Source organism: Paraburkholderia sp. (assembly GCF_026225065.1).
Lineage (GTDB): Bacteria > Pseudomonadota > Gammaproteobacteria > Burkholderiales > Burkholderiaceae > Paraburkholderia.
The window spans coordinates 1-8,735 of record NZ_JAMFSB010000372.1; the positions used below are offsets into that span (position 1 = coordinate 1).

10 protein-coding genes are annotated in these 8,735 nt (G+C 62.6%); 9 read left to right on the forward strand and 1 reads right to left on the reverse strand.

What is annotated here, in order from left to right:
* The 3 genes from M0954_RS26005 to mtgA all read left to right on the forward strand — a co-directional run.
* Positions 1–1,200, forward strand: a 1,200-nt coding sequence (locus M0954_RS26005) for an RNB domain-containing ribonuclease (RefSeq protein WP_297356315.1), incomplete at its 5' end; no start/stop codon positions are given.
* Complete coding sequence (gene aroE, locus M0954_RS26010; RefSeq protein WP_297356317.1) at positions 1,197–2,144, forward strand: shikimate dehydrogenase; 948 nt, start codon at positions 1,197–1,199, stop codon at positions 2,142–2,144. The genes M0954_RS26005 and aroE, both read left to right, overlap by 4 nt.
* A gap of 5 nt (positions 2,145–2,149) precedes the next feature.
* Positions 2,150–2,872, forward strand: coding sequence for a monofunctional biosynthetic peptidoglycan transglycosylase (mtgA, locus tag M0954_RS26015; protein ID WP_297356331.1), 723 nt, complete (start codon positions 2,150–2,152; stop codon positions 2,870–2,872).
* A gap of 24 nt (positions 2,873–2,896) precedes the next feature.
* Here the strand turns inward: mtgA and M0954_RS26020 are convergent, their stop codons facing one another.
* Positions 2,897–3,754, reverse strand: a complete 858-nt coding sequence (locus M0954_RS26020; protein WP_297356319.1) for a hypothetical protein — start codon at positions 3,752–3,754, stop codon at positions 2,897–2,899.
* A 337-nt stretch (positions 3,755–4,091) separates the two neighbouring features.
* Between M0954_RS26020 and M0954_RS26025 the strand changes: the two genes are divergently transcribed.
* The 6 genes from M0954_RS26025 to M0954_RS26050 form a co-directional block, all read left to right on the forward strand.
* The gene (locus M0954_RS26025) at positions 4,092–4,841 is read left to right on the forward strand and encodes a glycosyltransferase family 2 protein (protein WP_297356321.1); all 750 of its coding nucleotides are present in this window, start codon (positions 4,092–4,094) and stop codon (positions 4,839–4,841) included.
* Positions 4,777–5,022, forward strand: a complete 246-nt coding sequence (locus M0954_RS26030; protein ID WP_297356323.1) for a hypothetical protein — start codon at positions 4,777–4,779, stop codon at positions 5,020–5,022. The genes M0954_RS26025 and M0954_RS26030 overlap by 65 nt, the downstream gene beginning before the upstream one ends.
* A 348-nt stretch (positions 5,023–5,370) precedes the next feature.
* Positions 5,371–6,318, forward strand: a complete 948-nt coding sequence (locus tag M0954_RS26035; RefSeq protein WP_123384861.1) for an IclR family transcriptional regulator — start codon at positions 5,371–5,373, stop codon at positions 6,316–6,318.
* Positions 6,315–7,442: a 2-dehydro-3-deoxygalactonokinase gene (locus M0954_RS26040; RefSeq protein WP_297356325.1), complete on the forward strand. Its 1,128-nt coding sequence runs from the start codon at positions 6,315–6,317 to the stop codon at positions 7,440–7,442. Before M0954_RS26035 ends, M0954_RS26040 begins: the two co-directional genes overlap by 4 nt.
* Before the next feature lie 50 nt (positions 7,443–7,492).
* The gene (locus M0954_RS26045) at positions 7,493–8,173 is read left to right on the forward strand and encodes a 2-dehydro-3-deoxy-6-phosphogalactonate aldolase (RefSeq protein ID WP_297356327.1); all 681 of its coding nucleotides are present in this window, start codon (positions 7,493–7,495) and stop codon (positions 8,171–8,173) included.
* Positions 8,170–8,735: SDR family NAD(P)-dependent oxidoreductase (locus M0954_RS26050; protein WP_297356329.1), on the forward strand; the 566-nt coding region annotated here is incomplete at its 3' end. The genes M0954_RS26045 and M0954_RS26050, both read left to right, overlap by 4 nt.

The window sequence follows — 8,735 nt, forward strand, 5'->3', positions numbered from 1 at the left end:
GACAGCGTCGTCGAAGCGTTCACGCTTGCGGAAGGCGGCCTGCGGCCGGCGCTCTCGTTGTATGTGATCGTCAATCGCGAAACGCAGGAGATTGTCGCAAGCGAGACGCGCGCCGAGCGCGTCTTCGTGAAGAACAACCTGCGCCACAACACGCTTGACGAACTGGTCACCGAAGAGGCGCTTGCCGCCGGCAGCGGCGAATATCCGCACAAGGAAGACATTGCGGTCCTGTGGCCGTTTGCGCTGGCATTGTTCGAGAAGCGTCAGCAGGCGCGCGCGGGTTACGGTTTGCGCCGCGAAGTGCAACGCAATACCGACTTCAATTTCTATGTAGACGGCGAGCACGTCACGATCACGCCACGCCGCCGCGGTTCGCCGCTCGACACGATCGTCGCCGAGCTGGCGATTCTCGCCAATTCATCTTGGGGCGCGTTTCTGCATGACCACGGCGTGCCAGGGATTTACCGCTCGCAGCGGGCATTCGGCGCGCCGACCGGTCCGAAGCGCACGCGTATGCAGACCACCGCTGCGCCGCACGAAGGCCTTGGTGTCACGCAGTATGCGTGGAGCACGTCGCCGCTGCGCCGTTATGTGGACCTGGTCAATCAATGGCAGTTGCTCGCCTGCGTCCAGCACGGCGTGACCGCCAAGCTGGCCGCACCGTTCAAGCCGAAGGACGCCGATCTGTTTGCGGTCGTGCAGGGTTTCGACGATACGTATTCGGCCTATGCCGATCACCAGCGTCGCATGGAGTACTTCTGGTGCCTGCGCTGGTTGAAGCAGGAGAACAAGAAGCAGGTGGTGGCGTCGGTGGTGAAAGACGACCTCGTGCGTCTCGAAGAGATTCCGCTGCTGCTGCATGTGCCGGCGCTCGGCGTGCATGCGCGCGGCACACGCCTGTTGATGGAAGTGATGTCGATCGACGAACTGACGGTCGAAGCGTCCGTGCGGATGCTGCGTGTGCTCGACGCGCCGACGGTCACGAGCGGTGCGGAAGCGCAAGAAGCTGATGAAGCGGACGAGGGCGAAGAAGAGCTCGTCGACGCGCCGGATGATTCTGCGGAAAGCGAAGCGGAAGCTGCGGCAGAGGCGTCGGGAGAAGGTGAGGCCGACGCCAATTCCGCGGAAAACGGCGGCGCAGGCACTGACAACGGTGAGGCGGCGCCTGCCGATCAGCACGTGGCGGAGCCGGGGCAATGAGTCAAACGGCCAATCCGGCTACCCCGGCTACCCTTGATAGCGGAGCCGCTGCTCAGGTTAGCTCAAGTGCGTCCGCGCAAGTAACGGCAACCGGCGCGCGCGACCGCTACGCAGTGGTCGGCAATCCGGTTAGCCACAGCAAGTCGCCGTTCATTCATGCGCGTTTCGCCGAGCAGACTGGCGAGCCGATCGAATACACTCATTTGCTGGCGCCGATCGATGCGTTTGTGCCGCATGTGCGCGCCTTTATGGAAGCCGGTGGCCGCGGGCTCAACGTCACGGTGCCGTTCAAACTGGACGCCCACGCGCTGGCGACGACGCTCTCGCCGCGCGCCGCGGCAGCAGGCGCGGTGAACACGTTGCGCTTCGACGCCGACGGCATCCATGGCGACAATACCGACGGCTTCGGGCTTGCGCGCGACATCGAAGTGAATCTGGCTACGCCGCTCAAGGGGGCTCGCATCCTGCTGCTGGGCGCGGGCGGTGCTGCGCGCGGCGTGGTGCTACCGATGCTGGAGCGCGCGCCGCACACGCTGACCATCGTCAACCGCACCGCCGAGAAGGCGAGTGCGCTGGTCGACCAGTTCAGCGCGGCGGCACACGCGGCCGGTTGCCGCCTGGCCGGCGGTAGCGCATCAGCGATCGAGCCGGGCGCATACGACGTCGTCATCAATGCAACCGCCGGCAGTCTGGATGCCGCGCTCCCCGAGTTCGACGACGGCGCATTCGGCAGCGCCACGCTCGCCTACGACATGATGTACGGCGCGCGGCCGACCGTTTTTATGCAGCACGCGCAAACGCTGGGCGCGCGCGCGGCGGACGGTCTCGGCATGCTGGTCGAACAGGCGGCCGAGTCGTTTTATATCTGGCGCGGCGTGCGTCCTGATGGCGCGCCGGTGCTGGCGCAATTGCGCCAGCTGCTCGCTGCGCCAGGCGCGGCGTGACGATGATGACGCGAACGAGGGGAACCAGCCGGCCGGGACCGACCCGCTGGATCCTTTACGTTGGCATAGTGATCGCGATCGCCTGGATCGCGACGCAACTGTTCTACTTCGTGCAGATTGGCATCTGGAACTACGTGAATCCGCAATCGACGGCATTCATGCGCTCGGACGCGTGGCGTCTGTCCGACGATCGGCCCGATCTGTCGATCCAGCATACCTGGGTGCCGTACGAGCAGATTTCGCGCAACCTCAAGCGCGCGATCATTGCCTCCGAGGACGCGAACTTCGTCAACAACAACGGCTACGAGACCGACGCGATCCTGCAGGCGTGGGAGAAGAACAAGGCGCACGGCAAAATCGTGGCAGGCGGTTCGACGATTTCGCAGCAACTGGCGCGCAATCTTTTTCTATCGCGGCAGAAGAGCTATATCCGCAAGGGCCAGGAGCTGATCATCACGTGGATGCTCGAGACCTTGATGGACAAGGAGCGGATCTACGAGCTTTATCTCAACTCGGTCGAGTGGGGTAACGGCGTGTATGGCGCCGAGGCTGCTGCTCACTATTACTATAAGACCTCGGCGGCGAAACTGACGGCATCGCAATCGGCGCGCCTCGCGGTCATGCTGCCGAGGCCTCAGTACTTCGATGAGCACCGCAGCTCGCCGTATCTGGCGCAACGTGCGGGCGTGATTGGCCGGCGGATGGGGGCGGCCGAACTGCCGCAATAAGCTGCCGTCGTGATCGTGTTGGCCTTATTGGATCAGCTCGCTGACCTTTTCCTGGACTACTTGGGCTTGCGGACCTTGAAAGCGAAGGCTGATTTCGGCGGGCGATGGACCGTTCTCGTTGTGCAGCCGAAAAGTGAGATCTTTGGTGTAGGCGGCCAGGTGCAGAATCCCAATCGTGGCGTGTGGAAAGTACGGCTCGCAGAACTTGCGGCTGCCAATGTCGAAATGAGGTAGCGCAAGGTGGCACAGCCAGTTGCAAATTGAAGGCAACGGATGCACGGGCAATGACCGAGACCAGATAGCGTGGTTGAGGGCGGTCTGATCGCAGACCACAGTGCCATCCGTTGCGCGTAGCCCGTGTTCGAAACTTTCTGCCCAGTGGGTCCAATGCGGCGCATCCGCCCGGAGCGCGAATACGCCAGCGTTATAGTAATTTCGCGCGCCGATCTCCTGCGCGGCAGTTTCGTCGTAATACCGACGCAACCGGTCAGCTCGCCAGGAGGCGGTGAGCGTCTTGTCATAAGACCGGTCCAGCTCGGCCACGATGCCCAACGCACCGCTTGCCGACGTATGGGAAAGCCATTCCAGAACGAATTGCTCCTGAACCCACGCATCGCAATCGATCCAGATATACACGTCGTATCCGGGGAAATAGGCAGGAAGGAAGGGGCGAGCAGTAAGCGAACGCAAGTGTGGCGTGCGCTCACGCAGCGCCGTATCGACGGGTAAATCCCATTTGGGTTCAACAATGCCGATACCCTCGGAGTAAATCCAGGCGCGATTCTCAGCATTCAAACCGACATCGAGGCATCCGATATCTGAAAACGGCAATGGATTTTCAAACTGGCGCAATGAGTTCACGAGCCCACGCAACAGGGGCATGAAGGTATCGTCCGACGCTGTGACTATTATTGTGCGCATTTGGAAAGAAATTTTTTGCGTAAATGGTATTGATGATGCCTGTCTTAAAATCAATAATCCATGAGACGATTCTTAATTTTTTATTTTTATTTACGCGATAGTTTGAGTACCGGTTTGTAAAGTCCGAAAAGCAAGGGCGACGTACAATCACAATGACTGAGCGCCTCAATGTGCACACGATTTTCTCCACATTGATATTTGATACCAATGTGTGGATGACACTATTTCTCATTGAATAACCCGTATTTTATTTATCGTTATTATGTCGAGCGTCAAAACACAAGATGAAGCGGCTTCGTTGCCCATCCCTGCTATTTCCGTGGTCGTGCCGCTCTATAACCACGCCCAATACATCGAGGCGGCGCTAGATAGCGTTTTATCGCAAACATCCCCTGCCGACGAGATCATCCTGATCGACGATGGTTCGTCGGACAATGGTTTCGAACTCGCGCAAAGCAGGTTGGCCGGCTTGCCGCATGCGAAGACTTACCGGCAGGAGAACGCCGGAGCCCACAACACCATTAACCGGGCCATCGGGATCAGCAGTGGCGACTACATTGCGGTGCTCAATTCAGATGACGTATTTGCGCCTACCAAGCTCGAACGTTGCCGGGCGGTGATTCATGAGCGGCCCGGCGTCGGCCTTATCGCGGGCAATCCTGGCATCATGGACGACCAAAGCGCGCGGCTGAACTCGGGGTTTGTCGTCGACTGGCTGCGGCGTGCGCGGCACTTTCTGGAGCAAACGAAACTGCCGCAACTCGCGTTGCTGAACGAGAACTTCGTCGCGACCACGTCCAACATGGTTTTCACTCGTGGACTATGGGAAGAGGCAGGCGGATTCCAGCCGCTTCGCTATTGCCATGATCTCGATTTCCTGATGTTTGCCTGCGCGCATAGTGCGGTGTTCCTGGACCTCGAGCATGAGCACGTCGTCTATCGGGTACATGACAACAACACGGGAAGATCACAGCAAGGTGCGCGTGGAACTGGCCGCCGTGGTTGCGCAGGCGCTGTCCGCGTCCGGTCCGAGTTTTTTCTCGGCTGATCTGGGCGAGCAGGATCTGGCGGCCTACCTGCGCTTTTTACGGAACCGGCAGTTGACCGAAATGCTGAGCTTCTTTCAAACCGTGCGGCCGGTCTTCCCTTCCCGGACGGCTTTCTACGCCTACGCCACAGATCCTCGTCACGCCTCGGCCTTCCGGGCCGCCGCGATGGGCGTGCGTTGACGCATCGCTCGAGCCACTCCGTCGGCTCTGCCTCAAATGTCCCAATATATGAGCGCTAGATTCACATATTGGAGATTTCAAAGAAGACGCCCTACAATTCGAAGCACCAAGCCCGCAAGGCACCGTCGCAGCGCACGCAAGAAGCGCTAGCCGGGCCGCCAGCGAGGCAAAAAAGGTCAACCCCTCCCCGTACGAGCACCGTGCGGCCGGCGCGGACCACACAAGCGGAGACAACAGCCATGCCCATCACTGTCGAGCAGGAAGCACGCACTTGCCGTGCTCTATCCCGTTTCTCTGTCCGCCACGCCGGCCTCGCGCGCTAACACCCCAACAGGTCGCCCAATCGCCATGAACAAAGCGATGTCCACTCACGCCGCAGCCGACGCCACCGCCGACTCCGAAGCCCTGCCGCAGTCGCGCCCCCGCACGCTCAACGGTGCGACCGCCTCACACGCCCCTGCCGACGGAATCGCGCTGCCCAGCACGCTGCTCGACATCACGCCGCAGCAAGCCGGCACCCAGACCCTGTTGCGCGGTCTCGCGATTCTCGAAGCCGCCGCCGCTGGCGTGCGCGATCTGCGCACCTTCGGCGCCGCGCTCGGCACGACCCGCAGCACTACGCACCGGCTCGTCAGCAGCCTCGTCCAGGCGCGCTATCTGCGTCAGGTGCAAGGCGGCTATCTGCTCGGCCCGAAACTGATCGAACTTGGCACCATCGCGCTCGAACAGATGCCGCTCACCACCGTGGCCCGGCAGCATCTCGAATCGCTCGCCGAACAGACGCTCGATACGATCCACCTCGGCGTGCGCGACGGCGACGACGTTCTCTACATCGACAAGATCCCCGGCACGCGCGGTCTGGAAATGCGCTCGCGCGTGGGGCACCGCATGCCGCTGGCCTCTACCGGCATCGGCAAGGCGATGATGCTCGATCTCACGCCCGATTCCTGGCAGTCGCTATTCGACGCCTCGCGTCGCGCGCTCGCTGGCGTGAGCTTCAAACCCGATAACCGCCCCGACATGCCGACCTTCATGCAACGCATGACGAACTACTCGGCCGGTGGCTATACGTTCGACCTCGAAGAAAACGAGGCGTCGATTCGTTGCGTCGCCGCGCCCGTGCGCGACGCATCGGGGTCGATCGTCGCGGCGCTGTCGGTGGCGAGCACGATTCCCTATATGTCGCTCGAACGGATGGACGAACTGATTCCCGTCGTGCAGCGCGAAGCGCGCGCCATCTCGGAAGAACTCGGCTGGCGTGTGCCGCAGCCGGCGACTCGCAGGATCAAACGATGACGCAAGCGGGTTCCTCCATGCCGGCCGCTCATCTCACAGGTGCTGTGGACGCCGCCAACGTCACGAACGTCGCACTCGACGCGAGTGCCGCTGCAGCAGCGCAAACACAGGCCGTCAGCCTCGATCAGGCCGCGCTGGTCGCGCTCGACTGGGGCACGACGTCGTTGCGCGCCTATCTGTTCGACGCCGCCGGTCATGTGCTGGACACGCGCGAGTCGACTGCGGGCATCATGAATCTGCCGCGTCCCGCGGCCGAGGGCGGCTTCGATGCAGCCTTCGAGTCCGCTTGCGGCGCGTGGCTCGAGCGTGCGCCCAACGTCCCGGTGATCGCAGCAGGGATGGTCGGCAGTGCTCAAGGCTGGCTCGAAGCACCGTATGTGGATGCGCCGGCGAGTGCCGACGCGCTGGTCGCTGGCATCGTCCGAGTGCAAACCGTACGCGGCGTGACGCTGCACATCGTGCCGGGTGTGCTCGAACGCGGCGAACTGCCGAACGTGATGCGTGGCGAAGAAACGCAAATTTTCGGGGCGCTCGGCGATAGCCCCGCAGGCGGAAACGACGGACAGCACGAACTGATCGGCCTGCCTGGCACTCACGCAAAATGGGTGGTGGTGCGCGGCAGCCGCATCGAGCGCTTTCATACTTTCATGACTGGCGAAGTTTTCGCCGCCTTGCGCGAGCACACGATTCTCGGCCGCACCATGGTGACGCCCGATCGTATGGACACCGAGGCATTTCTGCGCGGCGTGAACAACGCGCGCCTGAAAGGGCAGGCCGGGGTACTCGCCACGATATTCAGCACGCGCACGCTCGGCTTGACCGGGCAGCTCGCGGGCCAGCAGCAGCCGGACTATCTGTCGGGTCTGCTGATCGGCCACGAACTCGCCGGTCTCGACGCGGTTCTCGTGCAGCATCAAAGCAAACTCGACGGGCACGCGCTGCGCCTGATCGGCAATGAGGCGCTGTGCGGACGTTATCAGCTCGCATTAGTCCAATTCGGCTGCACCGAGGCGGAACTGGTCCGGCAAGCCACCGAACGCGGCCTGTGGCGCATTGCGACGCAGGCCGGGCTCGTAGCGTCGGGGTCCGGTGCTACGCAGGCCGCACGCGCCGCCGGTGGTTAATCAGAAAGTTAAGCCGCCGCGGCTGCGTACGACATAGACAAGGAATCGACATGCAACCTCATATCAACCTACCCGCTCCGTATCTGCCGCATGCCGGTCTGATGGCCGCGTTCGAAGCCTGTCCGCTCATCGCGATCCTGCGTGGCGTCACGCCCCTGGATGCCGCCGAGCACGCTCAGGCGCTGTATGAGGCGGGGTTTCGGATCGTCGAAGTACCGCTGAATTCACCGCAGCCGTTCGACAGCATCGCCGCGATCCGCAAGGCATTGCCGGCCGATGCGATCGTCGGCGCGGGCACCGTGTTGCATGCGAGCTTCGTCCACGATGTCCAGTTGGCCGGTGGCGAACTGATCGTGATGCCGCACAGCGACGCGGAGGTGGTGTCGGCAGCGAAGGCGCGGGGCATGGCGTGTGCCCCGGGCGTCGCCACGCCGAACGAAGCGTTTCTCGCGCTGAAGAACGGTGCAGACGTCCTGAAGATGTTCCCGGCCGAACAGCTCGGCTGCCAGGTCGTGAAGGCCTGGCGGGCGGTGATCGCCGCTGAAGTGCCGCTGGTGCCGGTCGGTGGCATTACGCCGGACAACATGGGGCCGTTCCTGACCGCTGGCGCGAACGGTTTCGGGCTCGGCTCGGCGCTGTACAAGCCGGGTCAGAACGCGGCGGCAACGGCGTCGCATGCGCGGGCCTATATCAACGGTCTGCGAATTGCCCGGGCGAGCGCAAAGAAATGAACCGCCTCGCCAACAAGGTCGCGTTGATCACCGGCGCCGGTCGCGGCATCGGTGCAGCCATCGCGCTGGCGTTTGCGCGCGAAGGTGCGGCGGTCGTGCTGGCAGAACTGGATATTGAAACCGCGCAGCGCACCGCGCGGGACATCGAAGCGGCGTGCAAGGCCACCGGCGCTGGCAGTGCGAATGGTGCGAGTGCAGCGCATGGTCCTGCAGCAACCAGCGCCAAAGTACTCGCCGTGCAGACCGACGTGACGCAATCCGCCTCGGTGCAGCACGCCGTGCGCGAAGCGGAAAGCACCTTCGGCGCGGTCGATGTGCTGGTGAACAACGCCGGCATCAACGTCTTCTGCGATCCGCTGACGATGACCGACGACGACTGGCGCCGCTGCTTCGCGGTCGATCTCGATGGCGTCTGGAACGGTTGTCGCGCCGTCTTGCCGGGAATGGTGGAACGCGGCGCGGGCAGCATTGTGAACATCGCCTCGACACATGCCTTCAAGATCATTCCGGGTTGTTTCCCGTACCCGGTTGCGAAGCACGGCGTGATTGGATTGACCCGGGC

Coding starts and splice junctions, on each gene's coding strand:
- M0954_RS26020 (WP_297356319.1), bottom strand. CDS start 3,754: ATGCCCCTGTTGCGTGGGCTCGTGAACTCATTGCGCCAGTTTGAAAAT.
- M0954_RS26045 (WP_297356327.1), top strand. CDS start 7,493: ATGCAACCTCATATCAACCTACCCGCTCCGTATCTGCCGCATGCCGGT.
- M0954_RS26035 (WP_123384861.1), top strand. CDS start 5,371: ATGAACAAAGCGATGTCCACTCACGCCGCAGCCGACGCCACCGCCGAC.
- M0954_RS26040 (WP_297356325.1), top strand. CDS start 6,315: ATGACGCAAGCGGGTTCCTCCATGCCGGCCGCTCATCTCACAGGTGCT.
- aroE (WP_297356317.1), top strand. CDS start 1,197: ATGAGTCAAACGGCCAATCCGGCTACCCCGGCTACCCTTGATAGCGGA.
- mtgA (WP_297356331.1), top strand. CDS start 2,150: ATGACGCGAACGAGGGGAACCAGCCGGCCGGGACCGACCCGCTGGATC.